Source organism: Chryseobacterium sp. SIMBA_038, assembly GCF_046535115.1.
Classification (GTDB): Bacteria; Bacteroidota; Bacteroidia; order Flavobacteriales; family Weeksellaceae; genus Chryseobacterium.
In genome coordinates, this window is sequence record NZ_JAWRXH010000001.1 from 1,267,954 (window position 1) to 1,289,378 (window position 21,425).

Genomic DNA, 21,425 nt, shown 5'->3' on the forward strand with positions numbered 1-21,425 from the left:
AAAATAAATTAAAATCAATGAAAAATATTTTAAATAAATGGATGACTTTGCTGTCATTGATCATCCTTTACCATTCAGTCAATGCACAGGATAAAGATGGTTTGATGTCACTGAATCAGGCAAGACTTGAATCCTACAAAATGGAAGTTACGTATAATAAAACAACACACTTATTATTTCCTTCACCCATTAAATATGTTGATTTAGGCAGTGAAAACCTGATTGCCAACAAGACTGATGACGTTGCCAATGTTTTAAGGGTAAAAGCATCAACAAGAGATTTTGAAGAAGAAACCAATTTTTCAGTGGTCACTGAAGATGGGAAGTTTTACAGCTTCGATGTTTTTTACAGCTCTTATCCGGACACTTTAAACTACGATCTGCTTAAACTCCAGCGTAACAATGAAAAGGAATATGCTGCAGATGTAACTTTTGATACTATGGATGGAAGCTCATCTTCGCTGACAGAAATGATGATGCAAACCTTGTACAAAAATACGAAAAGAACCATCAAGCACATCGGAAACAAAAGCTTTGGAATTCAGTTTTTGCTTCGAGGCTTGTATGTTCATGAAGGTAAATATTATTTTATCATACACCTAAAAAACTCCGGAAACATTCCCTATCCTGTCGATTTCATCAGTTTTAAGATTGTGGATGAGAAGAAAATAAAAAGAACAGTTATACAGGACAGGATATTGTCTCCGCTTCGGAATTATTCCACAATTCCGAAGGTCGAAGAGCATGATGAAGCATTTGATATTTTCCTGTTAGATCAGTTTACGCTTATGGACGGTCAAATCTTAGAAATAGAAATTTTAGAAAAAAATGGCGGTCGGCATTTAAAAATGCAGGTTACCAATAACGACCTGATTGGCGCATCTGTTTTTAAGGATATAAATCTAAAACTGAAATAACATGAAAAGGCTACACCTTTATATCATAGGCTTATTTCTGATAAGCTTAACAACAAAAGCTCAGCGGTTAATCCCTAAACAGAAAGCGATTGAATTCAACGCCGGATTTCTTTTAAATGATTCTAAAAGCGAGAATTATTTTCTCAACACAACAATAACGAATCAGTCAGGGAAAGGAAATTACAGTTTTTTCAGTTTTGAATACCTGAAAGAAAAGCAGAACTACGAAACTATCACAATACCCGTTGAAACCTTTCTTGCGGAAGCCGGTTACAGTTTTAATCTGATATCAGATCACAAAAAGTACGTGTTATTTAATTTCTCGTTATCTGCAACAGCAGGTTTTGAAAGTATTAATAAAGGAAATGATCTGCTTTTTGACGGAGCTGAGATTTTGAGTGAATCCAATTTGGTTTATGGTGTCGGCGGGAAAATTTCCGTAGAGATTTATATTTCTGACCGAATTGCTTTGATCCCTCATATAAAAGCAAAAGCCTTGTGGAATTCCTCCCGTGAACTGATCAGACCTTCGGCAGGTCTGGGAATAAGAATTAATTTATAAAATTTACCCATGAAAAATATTAAAATCATCATAAAAAAAGGGCTTGCCTTACTACTGATTATTCCGGTCATGATACTTTTTGAATTGAGTCTGTCATCCTGCTCGACAAATGATTTGGAAATACAGCAAAATTTCCCATTTGAACTGAATATTATGCCAATTCCAAAAGATATTGCTAATGGAGAAACTGTTGAAATCAGATTGAAAATTATTTCAAAAGGTAATTATGCCGAAACTAAATATTATCTCAGGTATTTTCAGTTTGATGGCAACGGAATACTGCGTTATAACAATGAACCACCTTACATACCCAATGATTCATACGAGCTTAGCGAAAAAGAATTTAGACTGTATTACACATCAACATCAACTGTTTCGCAAAGTTTTGATGTCTGGATTTACGATAGTTTTGGAAATGAAAGACCAACTAGTTTTCAATTTAATACTAAAGATTAGCAGTAACACATCCCACTAAAATTGTGGGATTTTTTATTGATTAGAAAGAGTACAATTTGCAAATAAAAGTAAAGATTAATGACGTAACTTAATAAAGCTGCAGGCCTCGTCTTATGGCGTATTGTGTTACGTTTGTATAACAAAAAGAAGTTTTCGACAGTAAAGAGAAATTTTATGTTTTCCCAACTTAAAGAAATATCGTACTATTCTAAATAGGCCAAATCATATCTGTAATATCTTTGATGAAACTTTGAATTACTGATAACAAATTCATCAAAGTTATTGCTCCATAACACATGCGAAAAGACGTTTCCGACCACCGGAAGGAATTGTTTTTTCGCCCGAATCGGAAAAAACGGCAACCTAAAGATTGCCGTTTTCTTATTTTAATATTTACAAATGACCGTCATCAGCAAATGATATATAAGCAGTGGAAGTTAATATACAATGGTCGAGCAATTGAATATTTAAAAACTGCGATGCCTCCTTAATTTTTTGCGTAACATTTAAGTCTTCCTGTGATGGTTTCAGATTACCCGATGGATGATTATGTGCTAAAATAATTCCTGATGCATTACACAAAAGTGCAGCCTGCATGATAATTCTTACATCTACAACTGTGGAAGCAATTCCGCATTCCGAAATTTTTTTTATCCCTAAAACTTTATTAGCCTGATTCAGATAAAGTGCGTAGAAAGATTCTCTGTAATCCATTTCGCCTGTGTCAAAATGCTGGCGAAATACTTTTACAGCATCTCTTGATGAGGAAATGATTTTTTCAGAATTTCCTTTTCTTGTGTAGGTCAGCTTTATTTCGTTAACAATATTGTAATTCATGTTTTTTGCTCCTGCACGGCAGAGTCTCAGATTTCCCGTGCTTATAAATTATGAGATTAATTGAGAATAAGTGAATTAGAACCCAGACGGGAGAAAGTTTTACAAAGTTCAAATGCTTTTTGGGATTTCATTTGTGCGGTTCCGCCTAAAACAATCGACTGTAATTTTGCTTCATTGTTTTTATAGTTCCTGACATTCTGAAAATATCCTGTCACGGCGTTGTACGCACCATATAATGTTCCTTTGGTTGTTTCCATTTGCTGACTTTCACTAATCATTGCATAAGCAAAAGCATCATCTACCGTATTTTTAAAGAGTGCTGAAATTTCATCAAAATTTCCTTTCTGTAAATGAGTTAGAGTTTCTTTATTAGGACAAAGTGCCAGCTGAATCAGTCTTTTCATTTCATCGTCTCCGACGGTTATTTTTGCCCAATGATTAAAAGTGTTTTCTAATTCATAGCTTAATTGATTGGCTAAATCCATCACTTTGTGAGCATCTTCCAAACGCTGTTTTGCTCCCGCTGTATGTCTGATTCGTACGACATTACTCATATTTTTCAATGAAGCGTTTAAAGTGTTTTGACAGACAATGCGGACGGGAGTAAATGCAGCGGTTATGCTTCCGTTTCCATCGTGAGAGGTTGTAAGAAAAATATATTTTTCCGTTATATCATCACCATTTCCTACACGAATATAGTCAGGGAGTTTAGCCGTAATGAAGATTCTTTCACCGTTACCCAAAACTCCTGCAGTCTCGTACAAAATACCATCTCCCCCGCCTACGATAGCATCAAAGAAAGAAAAGGCTTCACGGTTTTGTACAATTTGGTAGTCTTTTCCAACTACACCTAATACCGTATTATTATCGGTACGAATGTTGGCAAAATAGTTGGGAACTTCCAATGCTGAATCATTCATGATTATTTCCTCATCATTTTCTATAATACCAGTGCCTTTAGTGAATATGGGAGACTTTTCAACCTCATAATCAAGCCCTGCGAATCTGATGGCTTCTTCACTTGTTGGATACTCCTGTACAACTTGCCCTAAGTTGTGCCATACTTTTTCTTTTACACTGAAAAATGAATATTTTCCTGTTCTGTTGTTGAAATTTAAATTATGTGCCATGATGTTAGTATTAAAATGTTAGAAAATTGTCTTTGATTGTTTTAAAATGGGAGGTCATCATCCTTATCGTTTTCATTTGATTTGGAATTACCAATTTCTTTCTTGGTTGTTTTGTTGGATTCGTTAGAATTATTTTCAGTTTTTTTACCACCGCTATGAACCTTGATCAGTGAGGTGTGAAAATTTAAACCTGCATGAGGTTCTCCATCTTTCCCCAACCATGCAGATGTGTAGGCTCTACCGCTTAGCTCTACTAAAGTGCCTTTTGTTAAAAAGTCAGCCACCTTTGGAGATTTCCAATAGGCACATTCAAAATAGGTGATCTGTTCAATTCGTTCGCCCTGCTTATTACGATAGTTGTCGTTTGTAGCAATTGAAAAATTAACTACCTGTTTTTCATTTGACAGTTTGCGTACTTCCGCATTCCTTGTCAGTCTTCCGATGATGTTCATAATCGTAGGTTTTTAAAGATTGTACATTTTGATTTTTGTTAATCTTTTCTCCGATCCATCCCCTAAAAGCCTTTCAGGCTTCGCTGAATATTTTTCAAAAGAAAAACCGGAAAAAAGAAAGCAGATAATCTTAGCGGACAGGGGGAAAAGCCAAAAGGAAACGGAATAATTGGAGGGCACCTTCAGGGAGGAAACCGTTTATGCCGTAGTCTTTTGGCTGGGTAAAGAAATGGATGACTGATATACCTTAGCTGCCTTTTTACTGGTTTATTTTGTTAAATATTTAATTTACATTTAAAACGAACCATCGAGTAAAGAATAAATAGATTAACAATCAGATGGGTGTATGCATGCTAAGTCCTACAAATCCAATAGCAATTAAAACAAATGCTACTACAAAAGTAAAAACTTATTAGTAGATAATATTGGTAAAGCAAGTATTCTTCTGGTTGGAAACCCGAAAGTAGCTATGGATTTACGAAGCAGTGATCCTTCCAAAGCAAAATCTTCTGCAGCAGTTCTTCGTACTCCACTGCTAGAGCCTGTTATTACGACTGTTTTTCGTAATAAAGTCTGTTGAAATTGTTCTTCTTTTCTCATGTTTACTTTTTTTCGATTCAGTAACAAATAGAACATGTATTTTGCCAGATGTGCATTTCTTAGAATATATTATACATTCATCCAAATTTTTACATCCAAGAATATAATAGTGATTTTAGCAAATGTAAATATTTAGAATCAATCGGTTTATAAATTTTAAATTATGATTATTGATATTTATGTATTTTATAAAAAGTACCACAAAACCATTTATCGGGGAAATTGGTCTTATTATTGATTACATTTTATTACACCAATCATAAAAATATTCTTTTATGAAAAAACATATCGTCATCATAGGAGGAGGTTTTGCAGGTATTAATTTCATCAAAACTATTGCTAAATCTAATGATTTCATTATTACATTGGTTGACCAAAATAATTACCATTTCTTTCCTCCGTTAATTTATCAGGTAGCTACTGCATTTATTGAACCTTCACACATCAGCTATCCATTCAGAAAGTTATTCTCAGATTATATAAATGTTCAGTATCATATGGGAAGTTTTACATCCATTAATACAGAACTTCAGATCATTGAGACAGATACCGGCTCAATAACATATGATCATGCGATTTTTGCGCTGGGAACCGAAACTAATTTTTTTGGGCTAGATCATGTACAAGAGTGTGCGTTGCCTATGAAAACCATTAATGAAGCCTTATATATTAAGAATCACTTACTGCTAAACCTTGAAAAAGCTTCAAGAAATCAAGATGAGAATAAAGCAGAAAGGTTACAGAATATCGTGATTGCAGGGGGTGGACCGACCGGAGTTGAACTGGCAGGGATGATCGCAGAGATGGGTGCTTTTGTCGCAGAAAAGGAATATCCTGAAATTGCACTTAATCTCTCCCATCTTTATCTGATCGATGCGCTCCCATCATTGTTAGCTCCTATGAGCGATGCTGCAAAAAAAACCGCATATGATAATTTAAAAAGACTCGGCGTTAATATTCTTCTGAACGTTTCAGTAAAAGATTACGTTGAGGGAAATGTTATACTATCAGATGGAAGAAAAATAAAAACAGAAACACTCATCTGGACCTCCGGGGTAGTCGGTCGTGAAGTATTGGGTATTCCCGAAACGAGTATAGGTAAAGGAAGAAGATTATTAGTTGATGAATACAACAGAGTTTTAGGGTTTAATAATGTCTGGGCATTAGGAGATATCTGTTTGCAGTTAACGGATAAAAATTATCCTAAAGGACATCCTCAGCTTGCTCAGGTTGCTATTCAACAAGCAAAATTAGCCGCTAAAAATTTTATAAAACTCCATAATCAGAAACCTTTACAATCTTTTGTGTATAAAGACAAAGGCAGCATGGCCATTATTTCAAAATACAAAGCCGTGGTTGATCTGCCTAAATTCTCTTATACAGGTTTTTTCGCATGGCTTACCTGGCTTTTTATACATATCATTCCATTGACAGGCTTTAGAAACAGAGTAAGGCTTGCCTTGGAATGGTTCAGATTATTTATAACCAATAATCCTTCTATAAGAATGATTTTGCAACCTGGCAAAAATGGTCAGAATAATAAAAATTAACTTTTAAAATACATATTATGCTTAAGAAAATGTTAGCAGGTTTGGGCGGAGCCATCGCACTTAACCTACTCCACGAAATCGTCAGAAAAAATTTTGACAACGTACCCCATATCAATGAGGTGGGCGAAGAAGCGTTAAAAAAAGTAACCGATTCTACGGCACTTGAAATTTCTGATCCTGATAAATTGTATGCAGCAACTTTAGCTGGTGACATTGTGAGCAACGCTATTTACTATGGAACCACAGCAACAAATCATAATTTCGCAAGCGGAATTGCAGCCGGAATAGGAGCCATTGTTCTTCCTCAAAAAATGGGTTTGAATGATCATCCTGTAGCAGAGAATAATAAAAAGAAATTCATGACCGTCGGATACTATATTTTCGGTGCAATAGTTACCAAATTTATCTATGATAAAATTAAGTAAGACTCATTACCCCTGCTCGCAGGGGTAATTTTTTTACCATGTAAAATATAGGAATAAGACTTATAAATACTTCAGTATACAGCAAATGATTATTAACATTTTACTACTATGTTTTTAAAAATAACACTTTTTATGTATGACAATAATTAATAAACTGCTGTTCAAATAATTAAATCTCAGATTTAATAGATTCACACATTATCCGTTTGCGAATTTTATAAAAATAAAGCCTTAACATACCACAAAATAAACAGTATAGGCATATTTATTGTTCAATCATTCAAAAATATTCAGTATGGAAAATAATAAAACAATTTCAGCACTTAATGAATTACTTCATATTACCAATGACAGAATTAAAGGTTTTGAAAGCGTAGAAGGAAAAGTTTGGGAAAGCTATTCTGATCTAAAGGGTGAATATGATAAAATGATCTCTCAGTCAAAAATAATGAAGAATGAAATTATTAATCTCATTACTGAAAGAGGTGGAAATCCTGATGAAGAAACATCATCATTGGCTGGTAGTCTACACCGGACGTGGATCGATATTAAAAATTCCATACCGACAAGTAATAGTGATAAAGAAACCTTGGAGAATGTAGTTTTTGGTGAAAAACATGCCATTGAAGCATACGATAATGCATTAAAAAGCGGTGATCTTTGCAGCGAAAGTTCAAAGATAATTGCGGAACAGTTGAGACAGCTGCGCATTTCTTACCATCAGTTCAATAACATCGAACATTATAAAAAGAAAGATGAATAATCTGTTTCGTATCTAGCAAGCTCTATCATAATTTTCACAGACTAATTTAAGAATCGGAAGTGATATCCAAGTAATAACCTTATGATTCTGTTAGTTTCACAATATTAAGTAAAAATTATATACCTGATTTTTACCGGTAATACTATACATCATGAAAGCAATTAATAATTTTTGGGAAATACTTAAAGGTACATACAAGGACTGGAGTGCACGGGATCTGGGAACCGAGGCTGCCAGCTTAGCCTATACCGCCATTTTTTCAATTCCTGGACTCTTAATTATAGTTATATGGCTCACGGGTATATTCTTTGGTGAAGAAGCGGTACGGGGAGAAATCACTAAACTTATCGGGAGCATGATGGGGAAAGATGTTGGTAAGAGTCTTGAAGAAATGGTCGTAGCCGGCATGGTGGATAAAAAGAACATCGTTATGAAAATCATTGGAATCGTTACGCTTGTTTTTGGGGCAACTTCACTTTTCTTCCAATTTCAAAAATCCCTCAATAAGCTGTGGGATATCGTGGCAACTCCTAAAAAGGCTTGGGAAAAATATCTTCTCGACCGTGCGAATTCTCTGGGGATGATTATTGTCATTGCATTTCTTATGCTCATTACCTTGCTGCTAAGTTCTTTCATCGGTCTTGCTAACGATTGGGTTATCCACCGTTTCGGATTGGAAACCCTGGTTTTGGTGAATATTATTAATATTGTTGTAGGCTTTCTTGTTACACTGTTTCTTTTCGCAGCCATGTTCAAAATTCTGCCGGATGTTGAGTTACAATGGAAATCAGTGTGGGTTGGAGCTGCAGTAACTGCTGCACTGTTTACACTTGGAAAGTATATCCTCACTTTTTATTTTGAAACGTTCAATCCCAGTTCTGCGTTTGGTACTGCCGGGACTGTTATTTTACTGTTGTTGTGGATTAATTATACCTGTCAGATTATTTTCTTTGGTGCAGAATTTACTAAGGTCTATGCTAAAAAAATGGGGCATCAACTTAAACCTTCAAAACATGCAAAATGGAGCCCGCAAATAGTATCTAAAGAAGACTCGAAAAACATAATAACTGCTGAAAAAACTCCTGATAAAACGGTGAAAGATTCGACGATTTAGTTTCAAAAACTTAAAATAAAAACCATGAATAATTTTCACTTTTTTTTAAAGTTAACGTTTAGTGTTGTATGTCTGCCAGCGGTGTGCCTTGCACAGCAAAAGCATCTGAACTATTCACTTTTTCATCCTGTACCAAAGGAGCATATGAGGGAAATGGAAACTGACCGTCCCGATGTTACAGAATCTCCCTACACGATCGATGCTGGGCATATTCAATATGAAACAGATATAGTACGGCTGATAAAAGAAAAATCAGATTTACTGGAAACAAGCACATTACTGATCAATCAGGCCAACTTAAAAATTGGAATCACGGGAGGCACAGCCATACAGATTGGTTTTCAAACCTACGGTCGGCAAAAGGAAACAGACTTAGTTTCAAATTCTGTAGTAAAAACTGACGGAATCGGTGATATAACATTCAGGATTAAACAGAATATAATAGGAAACGACCATGGTGACTTTGCTCTGGCCATCCTGCCCTACGTCAAATTGCCTACTTCAAAATATAACCAAGAGAGCTGCCTGGAAGGTGGACTAATTGTACCTATGTCCTATAAGTTACCTGGAAAATGGAAATTGGGTCTACAGGTGGAAGTGGATAGACTCAAGGATCTTGATCAACCGGAAATGCATACTGAATTCCTGCAAACATTGACAATTAGTCATCCATTATCAAAAGGAATAGACTGGATAGCTGAAACTTATTACACCTATAATTTTAAAGCCCATGAGCTTTCCAATTTTATTAATGCTGCAATTCAAATGGAAGTTGTCAAAGACTTTAAATTAGATATCGGAATTAATTATGGAATACAAGATACCGCAGCAAAACATTATTTCATCGGTGCTTCTTACCGTCATTAAATTCTATTATTTAAAAGTTTTTATAATTCTTTGAAAATTGGAAAGTTTCCGCTATAATTCACATCATTTATGACCATAATCATAGTATAATAATTATTAATTTTCCGCTGCTGTTGATGGATCTGATTGGTATACATTTGGTTCTCTGCCTGCTAACACAAACCACATTACTATCACAAAAAAATATATTATGGGAATTTTAGCATGGATCCTTTTTGGATTAATAGTAGGGGCAATCGCCAAGTTTTTAATGCCTGGAAATCAAGGCGGCGGATGGATTATAACCATTATTCTTGGAATAGTGGGCGCATTGGTAGGAGGTTTTATTGCAGGGGTACTCGGAATTGGGGATGATGGAAATCCCTGGGATCTGGGAACTATAGGAATCTCTGTTCTAGGAGCCATTATTGTTCTGATCATTTATGGAGCCTTTACTAAAAAAAGATAATTATTTACACCTGGGTGTCGGTTCATTAAAAGTATGCCGGCACTTTTCTGTTACACCAATCACTAAAAAAAATTATTATGAACAGAGACGGTAATAATAAAAGCTTATGGCAGTATAACATAGAGCAAGAAGCGTTACAAACTTATACAGCGAATGATTTTGACACCATCATTGTTGGTGCAGGAATAACAGGAGTGACTTTAGCAAAGGAACTTCAGAATAGAGGTCGTAATTGTCTTCTCATTGAAAAAGAAAATCCTGGATTTGGAACAACCGGTGGAACTACTGCACATATCAATAATTTTTTTGATTCATCTTACGACGAAATCATTAAAAATTTTGGGGAAAGCTCAGCGGTATTACTAGCCAATTCCGCAAAAGAAACAGTGCGGTATATCAAGCATAATATTCTGCAATACCATATCTCTTGTGACTTTAACGAATGTAGTTATTATCTTTTCAGTACTGATGAAAAGCAATCTAAAAAGTTGGATGATATCTTAGAAGCCCATCATCAAGTAGGAATAGATACTCAACAGGTTTTCAGCATTCCATTTACCCTGAAATTTGAAAAAGCCATTGAAATTAAAAGTCAGGCACAATTTCACCCGCTCAGATATATCAATAAGTTACTCAAAGAATATATTAAACAAGGCGGAGCAATTGTAACAGGAGCACAAGTTACAGACTTAAAAAATAAAGACGGAATCGTTAAGGTTACAACTAACGATCATACAATATTCACGGCAAGAAATTTAGTTTGGGCTACCCATATTCCCCCAGGAAACAACCGTTTCAGTGTTCTTTTGGCTCCTTATAGAAGTTATTCGGTTACCCTGAAGCTTGCCAACCCTGTAAAATCAATGGCGCAGACTGCCGATCTTTATAATCCATATCACTATGCCCGTTATCATAAGTCAGACAATAATTACTTCCTAATTGTTGGAGGTTTCGACCATAAAACTGGTGATGAAAATGATACCGAAAAACATTTTGAAGATCTCATGGAATATGTAGATAACAATTTTAAGTATAAAGAAGTTACGGCAAAATGGTCATCTCAATATTATCAGTCTGCAGATGGCTTACCCTATATTGGAAAAATGCCGGGTGAAGACAATATCTATATTTCTACAGGTTTCACAGGTAATGGAATGACTTTCGGATCGATGACGTCACTGATTATTCCCGATTTAATGGAGAATAAAATAACAGAGTTAGCTAAACTCCTATCTCCTGCACGTATCAAGCCTATAGTTAGCGCAGGAAACATTCTCGATGAAGTGGTCAATGCTTCTATCCATTTTGTAAAAGATAAATTTGCGGCAGATAAAATTACTGAACTCAATGAGATAAGCAGTGGTGAGGGAAGAATAATCAAGCATGACGGCAATACGTATGCTGCTTATCGCGATGATAAAGATGAATTGCATCTGCTAAGCCCCATATGTCCTCATACGGGCTGTAATGTGGCATGGAATCCTTCCGAAGTTTCTTGGGACTGTCCGTACCACGGATCACGTTTTGATATTGAAGGCAAATTGCTCAACGGACCTGCAATGTCGAATTTAAAAAAAATTGACAATGAAATTTAATAGCCGACAATTACCTCAACATTGGTGAACATTTATTTCAGCCGTAATCAAATAAAAAATAGCACATGAAAGATCATAATAAATCAAATTTTAAAGGCGGCGAGGGACAGGTATTAGAGCCGGAAACTTACAGGGATTCAATTGGTACAATGGAACAATCCGGTAAAAGAAAGTGGGTATTTCCCAAAAAGCCTAAAGGCAGATATACCAATTACAGGAATTTAGTAGCCTTTTGTTTACTGCTATTTTATTTTACATTCCCATTTATCACGATAAATGGTAACCCCTCATTACAATTTGATGTTTTTAACCGTCAGATTTTTATTGCCGGTCAGCCCTTTTACCCTCAAGATTTTTTCATACTCACTTTGGGCGCTATCGTATCATTAATATGCATTATTATATTTACAATTGCATTTGGGAGAATATTCTGTGGATGGATCTGTCCTCAGACGATCTTTCTGGAAAACGTTTTCAGAAAAATTGAATATGCTATAGAAGGTGATAGAAACAGACAGATGAAGCTTGACCGTCAGGAGTGGAATGCTGAAAAAATAGGGAAAAGAAGCTTGAAATGGTTCATCTTCATTTTACTTTCTTTGATTTTCACCCATTTTATGTTTATGTATATTGTGGGATATAAGGAGGTTTTCAGGATCGTTCAGGAGGGACCTTTTGAACATCCGACCAATTTCATAGTTATGATTCTCTTATCGGCTGCATTTTATTTTGTTTTTGCATGGTTTAGGGAACAGGTATGCACATTGGTTTGCCCTTATGGAAGATTACAGGCAGTACTGATAGATAAAGAAACGATTAATGTTTTCTATGATTTCAACAGAGGGGAGAACAGAGCAAAATGGAGAAAGGGTGAAGACAGGAGAGCTGCGGGAAAAGGCGACTGTATTGATTGTTATCAATGCGTTGTGGTCTGCCCCACAGGGATTGATATCAGAGATGGTCAGCAGCTTGAATGTGTCAACTGTACAGCTTGCATTGATGCATGTGACGAAGTAATGGATAAGGTAGGATTACCAAGAGGTCTAATACGATATGCTTCAGAAAAGGAAATAGAGACCGGTAAGCCTGTTAAATTTAATGCACGAATGAAAGGTTTTGTTATTCTTTTAGTTGCTTTACAATTTTTATTGGGATATCTTCTTTACAACCGTGCCGATATGGAAGCCAAATTTATTAAACCCGCAGGCAGTACCTTTTTCGTGCGGGACGGAAAAATTACCAATACTTATAACTTTACTTTTCTAAATAAAACAAATGACAAAAAAGTAGTCAGTATTCGAATATTAGAACCAGCAAATGGTGAAATTACCTTCAGCGCTTCCAGTAAAATAATAGTCGAACGTGACAAAATTGTGAAAGGAACCATTAACATAAGCTTTCCCGAAAAACAGATAACACTGTCAAAACAAAATCTAAAACTTGGAGTTTATGATCAGGAAGGAAATCTCCTGGATACGTATGAAACCTATTTTGAAGGTCCATTTAAAATACAATTTTAAAATAAATTGATATGGATTGAACTTCTAAGACCATATTCTTTAAAATTGAAGGCTGTCTTGCAAAGGGTGTAAGTTAAAAGTCAGGCTTGGATTTTTATACTTATTTCTTCTTTTTATAATGTTGATCTGTCGTTAGTTTCTCTACTGTTTAGGATAAGAGTCAGTTTCAACTGGCTTAGAAATTTTCGTAAAATCTCTTCCGTGTAATATAACTTTACAGAAAGAGGGCTAAGTTTATTTTTATAATTATTGAACTCTATTTTATCTGAAAAAACAATCTGTTTTTTATACAGAATCGAGTAATAGACATAAATTTCAAATACCGAATGTCTTTCCGGTGTACAGTATCCGGATGTAGCAATACACCAATCACTTTCAAACATTGTGGATGCATACAGTCCCAACTTGTCAGCAATAAGGCTGGATACACAATTAGAATTTTTGATCTCAGAAGCCTCGACCTTCAAAAGCTTCACTATTTTATCAGGAGTATGTACCGTGATACCGCCTTTATAAAATAATTTTGAATTAGTCATTTCCGAAAACGCAAGCTGCATCGCACCAGCGGTAACACTTTCTGCAATGGAAATGGTTTGATCACAACTCATAAATTCTTCATTGATTTGTTCCAAAAGGATCTTGTTAAATTCCATGATACTTTATAATATAGATTTTACGAACTTAAAATTGATCTGTATTTCATTAATGTATTAACGAAATTAGGTTAGTGTTTATTCTTTAAATGAAAGCTACTTTATATTATTGAAAACAAGCCATACAGCTGATAGTGTATGGCTTGTTTAAATTTTATATGTTTAATCTTCCTGCTGGGCATCAAAATTAATGTTAGTCTCTGCAATCTCCGTAAGGTTGTAATCTGTATCTTCTTCCTCCTGCAGTGTTTTTTCTAACAGCTCAGCAGCCTTATCGTGTCCCATAGTAATAGCAAGTTGCGTTAAGCCTCCATAGCTTGCGATCTCGTAATGTTCTACCTTCTGCGCCGCGATTATCAGAGCTGCATCTCTTGTCATCGTGCCTTCTTCCGTAGATTTAATGATTTCTTCGCCTTCCTTAATCAATCCATCCATTGCTTCACATTTTTTCTGCTCTGGACTCTCATTAATGAGTTTAAAAACTTTCTCCAAGCGGCTTATATGCTTTTTAGTCTGTAACTGATGATCCTCAAAAGCATCTTTAAGCTCTTCGGTTGTTGCTGCGTCATGCATAGTCTGCAACGCATCTACTAATTTATGCTCAGCGTAATAAATGTCTTTTAGTGCATCTACAAAAAATTTATGCAGCGGAGCATTTTTCATCTCACTTTGTTTTACTGTAGCATTCTCTACTGTCATTTTTTTGTCAGCAGCACCGGTTGTCGTGTTTTCTGTTGTTTTAGTTGCCATAAGATAATGGGATTTAAAAGGTTAAAAGGCTGCCCCTATTTCACAGAGACAGCCTAAAAAGAATTATGAATTACGTCTGCCTCCGAATCCGGATCTGCCGGATCCTGAAGATCTTCCACCACCATGAGAAGCCTGACCTCCCATTCTGGCTATTCTTGTACGTTCAGATTTACTCATTGAAGCAAAACCTCTTTTTGATGTTCCCCCTCCTGAATTAGAACCTCTGTTGCTACCTCCTGACCCGGAGTTAGAATTAGAGCTACGACCGCTTCCTGAACTGGAGTTTGATCCACGGCTATTTCCTGAACCGGAGCTTGAACTACGCCCTCTTCCTGAACCACTGTTTCCGCCCGATCTTGAATTGGAGTTTCTTGAGCTTCCTCCACTGTTTGATCCTGATCTTCCTGATCCTGAATTTGATCTTGATCCTGACCCAGATCCGGAAGATCTTCCGCTTCCTCCTGACCTTGATCCAGAACCTGAACGAGATCCTCCACGAGAGCTACTGCCAGAACTTCCTCTACTACCAGAACTAAATCTTCCCTGACTATCCCTGTTTTGACTACCACCTCTTGAACCTCTGCTTCCGCCTCTTGAACCTCTGCCCCTATTATCGTCGTCGTCATCGTCGTCATCATCATAATCATCATCGTCGTCATAATCCTCATCGTCATCATAATCTTCGTCATCATAATCTTCGTCATCATTCCCTCCTTCCTCATCGAAATAGTCTTCAAAATCTGAGAAATCATCATCGTACTCCTCATCCTCACTTCCGTCGTTATAACCATGCTCATAACCTAATTGGTACGCTTCCTCAAGCATTGATTGGTCATCATCTGATGAATTTCTGCCTGAACTTCTGTTGTTTGAATTTCTAGTGTTCATAAATTTTACTTTTTGAAATTAATATTTAGTGATGTACCGCAGTCCTTGACTAGTATCAGACTACAGTCGGTTTATTTTTAATGTTTAGACAATACAATACCTGCACACCGTAGAAACAGTGTGAAACATAATTAATAATACTTTTAGTTATTCTATTATTCTGTAATAAGTTAAATGATACGTGTCCCTATTTAGAGCTCACTCCAGCTGAATCCTTCATCTTAATAGTGGCAACACTATCATTTGGATTTCTTGATTTAGTACCTGCTGTATCTGGCCGAGTGGAATTTATATTCATTGAATCTATAGCAGATGTATCAGCAGTAATTGGTGGTGCTGTTTGTACTTCTTTTTTACAACTGATTGCCAAAAGCCCGAGAAGAAGAGCTAAAGAGATTATTGCTTTCATATAACATATTTTAATTTGGTGTATCAAAGCTACAAGCTCAGTAAGGCAAATCCTATGACAATGATCATAATCGATTCATAAATTTTATTAAATTTTACTCTTCAGCTATTTATATGATAAGAAAGAATAGAATCCCTCTAACATTTTTTTTAGATAGTAATTATTACTTTCTTTAGAAGAATTAATATGATTTCAAAATCTATATATCACCAAGATCGAAACTCAACTAACCCATCTGTCAAAATTTTCCATTGAATTTTTGAAATTCCCACCATTCCTCCAAGGGCAATAGCTAAATTCCTTGCTTTGTCTGCGATCTGAGCATCCATATTCGGTGTCTCGTTACGTCCGTAAATACCTGCTTTTATAAAGTCTTTCCCTCGTGACACAATAAAGGTAGAGCTTGCATCTCCCGTGTAAAAGTGTGCGGTGTGCGTATTTATTTTACCCGGTATCCCCGATGGTTTACACTCAATAATCAGCTGCTCCAAAATTTCATCATTAGCAGATAAATTTTCATACATATCTGTTATCTCGACCCAATCAAACCCTCTTGCTTCAAAATTGCCCGGCCCTGGAATATCAATCCTAATGAAATCTCCTTTTTCAGGTAATCTCTTTTTTAAATTCCCATTTTTATCGTGAAATTTATCAAAAGCTTTTGATAAAGTCTGTTATCAAAACTTAAATATAATCAAAAGTCTAAAAAATAAATATTAACAAATCAATTAGTTAGGCTATTAGCTTTGTACTTAGACTTTTGATTACACTATTAAAATTACCTCAAACCTTTAAGGAATTCTTTTAATGCAGAATTTTTCTCCCATGAACGTTCATTATTAATTTGAGGTAATACATCCTCATAAACAGATTCTAAAGCTTTTCTTATCTGTTTCGAATTGGTTCGAGTATATCTATCTGTGGTTTGTATACTCGAGTGACCAAGAAAATCTCTTATCCAAAATAAACTTAGCCCCGCTTCAGCAAGATGCATCGCTCGTGAATGTCTTAAAGTGTGTGGGCTAATTACTTCGGGAATAATTTCAAGATCAACAAATCTAGCTGCATTAGCATACTTTTTTAATATATATGTAACTCCCGCAGATGATTGTTTTCTTTAATTTAATTGATCGGATATTTTGCCATTCTCCTATCCTAGTTGGTTCTTCATACATTAAGAATTAAAAAAAGGATCGAATAGCTGCACAACGCTGATTTCTTGTTGCTACATTATTATTATGTTCATACTCAAGCCATGACAAAAAATCCAGTATTACATCTTTACTAATATTCTTAAGTTCAATTTTATCAGCATCTATAAATTTAACCTTATACATAAAAGACAACAATAACGCAAAGCTATCTCTATATGCCCTAATTGTATGTTTTGACGCCCCATACTCGCCAATCAAATATTTATGAAAATACTTTTCTAAATATTTAAAATCTGTCATTGTCTCAAAAATAGTTGCAAGTTCATTATTATTTATATACCTAAAATATTCGTTTGGGCTATTTTTCAAAATAATATTTTTTCACAATTTTTAGCGAGAAACGTGAAAAAAAAAGAGCCTGATTTTATGCAAATTAATAATCAGGCTCTTAAATTATTAGTTATTTAGTAAAAAACTAACTTTAGCTGGGATATTCTCCTTCCACATAACCATTATTTAAATAGCGGAATGTGTCGTTTGTATGCCATGCGTAAACACCTGCAATCATAATACCCAAGTCCTGAACATAATCATAAATAAGTTCTTGGTGATTATCAAAAGTGGGAAGGTTTTTTTGTAATAATAAAAACTCTTCTAAATAAATATTATGTAGTTCAAGAGCTTCCATATAAGCCTGTGTTAATGATATTTTTTTTTCTTGTTGTAGTACTTTTACAAGATTCATGGTATCTCCTTCACGGCTGAGTTCTTTTGGTAACGAAATAATATCGTTGTGTATACCTATCATTAAAGAAGAAAGTGCGTATATGCGTTTAATAAAAGGATGATCAAAAACATCATTAGGTATATTGCGATATTCTTTTTGTAGAGCGACATAATAGCAATAAGGCTTAACACCACTTGTTTCCTCTCGGATAAGCAGATACATAGATAGTGGAGGTATTGTGTTGGTTCGGTAATATACCTTTTCTTCTGCATAGCCCATAAATACATCTTTCATTGATTTTGTAAATCTCTTGTAAATATGTTCTGGAATTCCACATTTAACGGCATCTTGTTTTAAGACCCAAAATAAGTGAAATATACCATTTTCACTAGGCTCTACTGGATTTTCACCAGTTACCAATGCCATTATACGATTAGTTATTTTATACATTTCCTCACGAGAACAACGGTCAAAGTAATCATCCATCATTGCTCCATTAGCTGTGTAATTGGCTAAGGGACGTAATTCAGCAATTGTCTTTAGGAAAGGGCAACCTCGAGATGCAATATCAGTTAGTTGATGTTGTTTGTGTTTTTCACGTGCTTCCTTACTGTGGATAATATATTCTGTATCAATCCAAGTATAATATTCCTCTCGTTGTTGATGAAAATCAGGATGAATAAAATCAGGGAAAGGATAATGCGGTTTTGGAAGTTGTTCTAAAGCCGCGTAAAATTCCTCATTTGAAATTGTTTGATTCATGGTATTTGTTTTTATGATGTGGCTGTGTTAAAGATATAAAATAATATTTTATAAATCAAAATATCGTGAACTATTAATCCTACAGACCGATCATCCATGTGCCGAAATTTTTTATCATTTTTAATAATCCTTTTCTGAAAACTTAATTTCATCAAGACAAAAGAATCATTACTATTTGCTATCAAATCAATTTTTTATATTTATTGAGCTAATCTTGTAATAGTTAAAGATCGTAATGCAATTATATTTATGATCCTGCATCTATAATCAGACTTCCAGCATTTGTACAGCTTTTATCACTTACAGTAATTGATACTGTTGTTGTACCTTCAACAGCGGGAGTACCACTTATACTGTAAAGTAAATTACCAGAACCATTATTGAAGTTGCCCGCCGGCAATGTAAAAGTAAGACCGTTCACGATAAATGACTGTGCACCATAAGTACCACTATTACCTCCTGTATAAGGCACTGTCAACTGTCCCGTATAAGGAGCTCCTTTAGTAGCATCGGCAGGTGAAAAGGCTACCGAACCACATGTTAATGAAGCAACTGTTCCTGGAACAGCAGTACCCCTAAGACAGCCTGACCATGCAGCCGGGTCTCCCTTATACACTCTGACACAATTCATTGTGATATCATAGAGCATCATTCCTAACTGAGGATTAAGAATATCATTTTCCGGGTTTGCAACTCTGTTTAAATAGAGAGCTTTATTCATGGAGGCCAGCTCCAGATCAGAATTTAAATTTGGATTATTTGTGTTGATTCCCACCTGCGAGAATATCATTACGCTCATCATAAAAAATAATCCTGTTATATATCTATTCATGTTTTTATATTTAATTGATATTTAATAGACCGGTTTCATTTATTTAAAAAACGGGTTGATAAACCATCTGCCTTAGTGACAGATGGCTTTACTATATATTATTCTTGAATACAACGTACTGATTTAGCCTTATCTACTTCAGCATTACCTATATTAGGTCCGACAACGGAATTATTCATTAAAGTGTATGTCTGAGTACCATTATAACCGTCTGCAACCGAATAGACAGGGACAGTTGGGTTAAATATTACTGCATCATCAAAGCCTTCTCCGGCATAAGTTAATTTTAGTTTTTTAGTTGCTGAATATATGCCACCACTGCCAGCTGCAGTAATTTCTGCATCCCATTCTGCCTTTACGGGTACTTTGAAACCTTGAGGGCACGGGTTGTTGGGAGAAGAAGGCAGCCATCTGTTTCCTGCTGGTGGTACAGTGATCGATGTCCATTCAGAGGGAACATGATTTGGTGTTGAAAATATCCTATAAGGATAGGTAGGACTCCAAGTTGCTACTTGTCCATATACAACTCCGTATTTAAAAGTCCCATAACTTGAACCGCTAATATTTCTTTCCATAAGTTCATGTCCATCTGCTTTTCTACCCCATTGAAGAAGAGAACCCATAGCATTTACATCCGTTGTGCTTGTTGCCTGTTGGGTAAGGTTAAAGCTTGGGTGATCTATATTGGTGTAGTTTGCCCCGAGGTTGTTGTTCAGCCAGATTTTACCATCCTCTGCCTGTACGGGTAAATAAAGGAAGTTGTGCTGATATTTGCCCGCATTGTCTATCTGTCCAAACATTCTGTCTGGTATACCTGGGATGTCTCGTACTTCATAATTAGTCAATGTACCTGCTGCATTGTAAGGATAAACAAAAGTACCCATCAATACTCCCAGATAATTATTACCGATACCCGCATTGATGTCCAGTTTCCTAGCATTCAATGTTCCGCCAATTGCTTTTATGGTAGCTACTAAAGCGGGGCTGCTGGTAGTAATGGACTGGGAAGCCCACGATAATTCCAACTGTCTGGAGATTCCGTCTTCGGTAAAATTCGCAGGTATAGTGATGGTATTACTATATGCTGCCACAGTACCTCCGACTCCTGTTACCGTTGTCGGGATATACACGGTAATACCTGTAGTGGTGATGCTTCCCTGCGCATCTACTAAAAGTTCCGTAGTTCCGTCAGCATTTACAGGTCTTGCTGTTGTTGCAGGGCCTGTAGGAGCGGTATAAGGCATATAATCATTGTCATATACAGATGCTATCCAGTAACGGCTGTTTTGTACCAATGCCACGGTTCCCGGCAAAACTCCCGTAGTGCTCGCGTTTACCGGTAAAGAAACAGTACAGCTCTGCCCGCCTATCGTGATAGCGAATAAGGCATTGCCTGTTGAAGTAGGTGTACCGGTTACCGTAAAGGTAAGAGTACCGTTACCAGTGGCAAATACCCCCGCAGGTAATGTTGCAGTAAGCCCTGTCACACCTGTAGAAGCAATACTTTGGGCTGCAAAATATCCGCCATTTCCACCTGTATACGGTACTTCAATCGGTCCATTATAAGCACTTCCATTGGTCGCAGCTGCAGGGGTGGCTTTTGCAGAATTACACAAAAGTGATGTAATGATACCTGTAACTACGCCGTTGGAGCCATCCAGACATCCTGACCATGCCGCAGGAGTTCCCTGATAAGCTCTTAGACACTTATTCGTTGTATCAAAAAGAATCATCCCCGGCTGTGGACTGGCAATATCAGCTGCAGGGTTGGTTACTCTGTTCAGGTACAACGTTTTGTTAGTTGAACCAAGCTCCAAGTCTGAGCTTGTGTGTGGATTGGCTGTTTTGATACCCACCTGGCTGAATGCAGCCATACTGATAATGAGAGTAAAAGTTGTTGTAATCTTTTTCATTTATTGTTAATTATGTTTTTTATAATTTTTATAATTGTATTATTTATTTTTCACTTATTACACTGGTTAAAATGGATCGTCTGAACTTGCAACTATTTTTG

At 35.9% G+C, this 21,425-nt stretch carries 25 protein-coding genes; 11 read left to right on the forward strand and 14 right to left on the reverse strand.

The genetic code is table 11. The features are described 5' to 3' along the window. Positions 1–17: 17 nt before the first annotated feature. From traN to SB689_RS05785, 3 genes are read left to right on the forward strand one after another with little or no spacing between them, the layout of a single operon-like run. Entirely contained in the window at positions 18–917 is a 900-nt protein-coding gene (traN, locus tag SB689_RS05775) for a conjugative transposon protein TraN (protein WP_410691204.1), read from the forward strand. A 1-nt stretch (position 918) separates the two neighbouring features. After that, entirely contained in the window at positions 919–1,479 is a 561-nt protein-coding gene (locus tag SB689_RS05780) for a conjugal transfer protein TraO (protein ID WP_410691205.1), read from the forward strand. Between the two features lie 9 nt (positions 1,480–1,488). Next, positions 1,489–1,935: a DUF3872 domain-containing protein gene (locus tag SB689_RS05785; RefSeq protein ID WP_410691206.1), complete on the forward strand. Its 447-nt coding sequence runs from the start codon at positions 1,489–1,491 to the stop codon at positions 1,933–1,935. A 393-nt stretch (positions 1,936–2,328) separates the two neighbouring features. On the opposite strand, the gene SB689_RS05790 is transcribed toward SB689_RS05785, so the two are convergent. The 4 genes from SB689_RS05790 to SB689_RS05805 all read right to left on the reverse strand — a co-directional run bounded on the left by SB689_RS05790 (position 2,329) and on the right by SB689_RS05805 (position 4,990). After that, positions 2,329–2,772 (reverse strand): JAB domain-containing protein, encoded by a 444-nt coding sequence (locus SB689_RS05790; RefSeq protein WP_410691207.1) that lies wholly within the window; start codon positions 2,770–2,772, stop codon positions 2,329–2,331. 56 nt (positions 2,773–2,828) lie between these two features. Then, positions 2,829–3,902 carry a DUF932 domain-containing protein gene (locus tag SB689_RS05795; RefSeq protein ID WP_410691208.1) on the reverse strand — a complete coding sequence of 358 codons (1,074 nt, stop codon included), beginning with the start codon at positions 3,900–3,902 and terminating at the stop codon, positions 2,829–2,831. A gap of 41 nt (positions 3,903–3,943) precedes the next feature. Next, a complete protein-coding gene (locus SB689_RS05800) occupies positions 3,944–4,354 on the reverse strand; it encodes a single-stranded DNA-binding protein (RefSeq protein WP_410691209.1) in 411 nt (136 codons plus the stop codon). 393 nt (positions 4,355–4,747) lie between these two features. After that, positions 4,748–4,990 (reverse strand): hypothetical protein, encoded by a 243-nt coding sequence (locus SB689_RS05805; RefSeq protein ID WP_410691210.1) that lies wholly within the window; start codon positions 4,988–4,990, stop codon positions 4,748–4,750. Positions 4,991–5,229: 239 nt separating this feature from the next. On the opposite strand from SB689_RS05805, the gene SB689_RS05810 reads away from it, so the two are divergent. From SB689_RS05810 to ccoG, 8 genes are all read left to right on the forward strand, one after another. Continuing rightward, complete coding sequence (locus SB689_RS05810) at positions 5,230–6,504, forward strand: NAD(P)/FAD-dependent oxidoreductase (protein ID WP_410691211.1); 1,275 nt, start codon at positions 5,230–5,232, stop codon at positions 6,502–6,504. A 17-nt stretch (positions 6,505–6,521) separates the two neighbouring features. Beyond that, positions 6,522–6,929, forward strand: coding sequence for a hypothetical protein (locus tag SB689_RS05815; protein ID WP_265427265.1), 408 nt, complete (start codon positions 6,522–6,524; stop codon positions 6,927–6,929). A gap of 295 nt (positions 6,930–7,224) precedes the next feature. Continuing rightward, positions 7,225–7,692 (forward strand): PA2169 family four-helix-bundle protein, encoded by a 468-nt coding sequence (locus SB689_RS05820; protein WP_410691212.1) that lies wholly within the window; start codon positions 7,225–7,227, stop codon positions 7,690–7,692. Positions 7,693–7,843: 151 nt separating this feature from the next. Beyond that, positions 7,844–8,806 carry a YihY/virulence factor BrkB family protein gene (locus SB689_RS05825; protein WP_410691213.1) on the forward strand — a complete coding sequence of 321 codons (963 nt, stop codon included), beginning with the start codon at positions 7,844–7,846 and terminating at the stop codon, positions 8,804–8,806. 24 nt (positions 8,807–8,830) lie between these two features. Then, the gene (locus SB689_RS05830; protein WP_410691214.1) at positions 8,831–9,673 is read left to right on the forward strand and encodes a transporter; all 843 of its coding nucleotides are present in this window, start codon (positions 8,831–8,833) and stop codon (positions 9,671–9,673) included. A gap of 190 nt (positions 9,674–9,863) precedes the next feature. After that, positions 9,864–10,121 carry a GlsB/YeaQ/YmgE family stress response membrane protein gene (locus tag SB689_RS05835; RefSeq protein ID WP_346585912.1) on the forward strand — a complete coding sequence of 86 codons (258 nt, stop codon included), beginning with the start codon at positions 9,864–9,866 and terminating at the stop codon, positions 10,119–10,121. 77 nt (positions 10,122–10,198) lie between these two features. After that, positions 10,199–11,716: an FAD-dependent oxidoreductase gene (locus SB689_RS05840; protein WP_410691215.1), complete on the forward strand. Its 1,518-nt coding sequence runs from the start codon at positions 10,199–10,201 to the stop codon at positions 11,714–11,716. Between the two features lie 65 nt (positions 11,717–11,781). Beyond that, a complete protein-coding gene (ccoG, locus tag SB689_RS05845; RefSeq protein ID WP_410691216.1) occupies positions 11,782–13,236 on the forward strand; it encodes a cytochrome c oxidase accessory protein CcoG in 1,455 nt (484 codons plus the stop codon). Between the two features lie 113 nt (positions 13,237–13,349). Here ccoG and SB689_RS05850 read toward each other — a convergent pair whose 3' ends face one another. The 10 genes from SB689_RS05850 to SB689_RS05895 form a co-directional block, all read right to left on the reverse strand. Next, complete coding sequence (locus SB689_RS05850) at positions 13,350–13,889, reverse strand: CinA family protein (RefSeq protein WP_410691217.1); 540 nt, start codon at positions 13,887–13,889, stop codon at positions 13,350–13,352. A 162-nt stretch (positions 13,890–14,051) separates the two neighbouring features. Next, entirely contained in the window at positions 14,052–14,639 is a 588-nt protein-coding gene (locus SB689_RS05855) for a ferritin-like domain-containing protein (protein WP_410691218.1), read from the reverse strand. Positions 14,640–14,702: 63 nt separating this feature from the next. Continuing rightward, positions 14,703–15,527, reverse strand: coding sequence for a KGG domain-containing protein (locus SB689_RS05860; protein WP_410691219.1), 825 nt, complete (start codon positions 15,525–15,527; stop codon positions 14,703–14,705). A gap of 187 nt (positions 15,528–15,714) precedes the next feature. Beyond that, positions 15,715–15,936 carry a hypothetical protein gene (locus tag SB689_RS05865; RefSeq protein ID WP_410691220.1) on the reverse strand — a complete coding sequence of 74 codons (222 nt, stop codon included), beginning with the start codon at positions 15,934–15,936 and terminating at the stop codon, positions 15,715–15,717. A gap of 206 nt (positions 15,937–16,142) precedes the next feature. Further along, a complete protein-coding gene (locus SB689_RS05870; protein ID WP_410691221.1) occupies positions 16,143–16,460 on the reverse strand; it encodes a hypothetical protein in 318 nt (105 codons plus the stop codon). Positions 16,461–16,714: 254 nt separating this feature from the next. After that, on the reverse strand, positions 16,715–17,023 hold the full coding sequence (locus SB689_RS05875) for a tyrosine-type recombinase/integrase (RefSeq protein WP_410691295.1): 309 nt from the start codon (positions 17,021–17,023) through the stop codon (positions 16,715–16,717). A 94-nt stretch (positions 17,024–17,117) separates the two neighbouring features. Continuing rightward, positions 17,118–17,459 carry a site-specific integrase gene (locus tag SB689_RS05880; protein WP_410691222.1) on the reverse strand — a complete coding sequence of 114 codons (342 nt, stop codon included), beginning with the start codon at positions 17,457–17,459 and terminating at the stop codon, positions 17,118–17,120. 112 nt (positions 17,460–17,571) lie between these two features. After that, on the reverse strand, positions 17,572–18,579 hold the full coding sequence (locus SB689_RS05885) for a terpene synthase family protein (protein ID WP_410691223.1): 1,008 nt from the start codon (positions 18,577–18,579) through the stop codon (positions 17,572–17,574). Positions 18,580–18,826: 247 nt separating this feature from the next. Beyond that, complete coding sequence (locus tag SB689_RS05890; protein WP_410691224.1) at positions 18,827–19,411, reverse strand: hypothetical protein; 585 nt, start codon at positions 19,409–19,411, stop codon at positions 18,827–18,829. A gap of 98 nt (positions 19,412–19,509) precedes the next feature. Next, entirely contained in the window at positions 19,510–21,324 is a 1,815-nt protein-coding gene (locus SB689_RS05895) for a hypothetical protein (RefSeq protein WP_410691225.1), read from the reverse strand. Between the last annotated feature and the right edge of the window lie 101 nt (positions 21,325–21,425).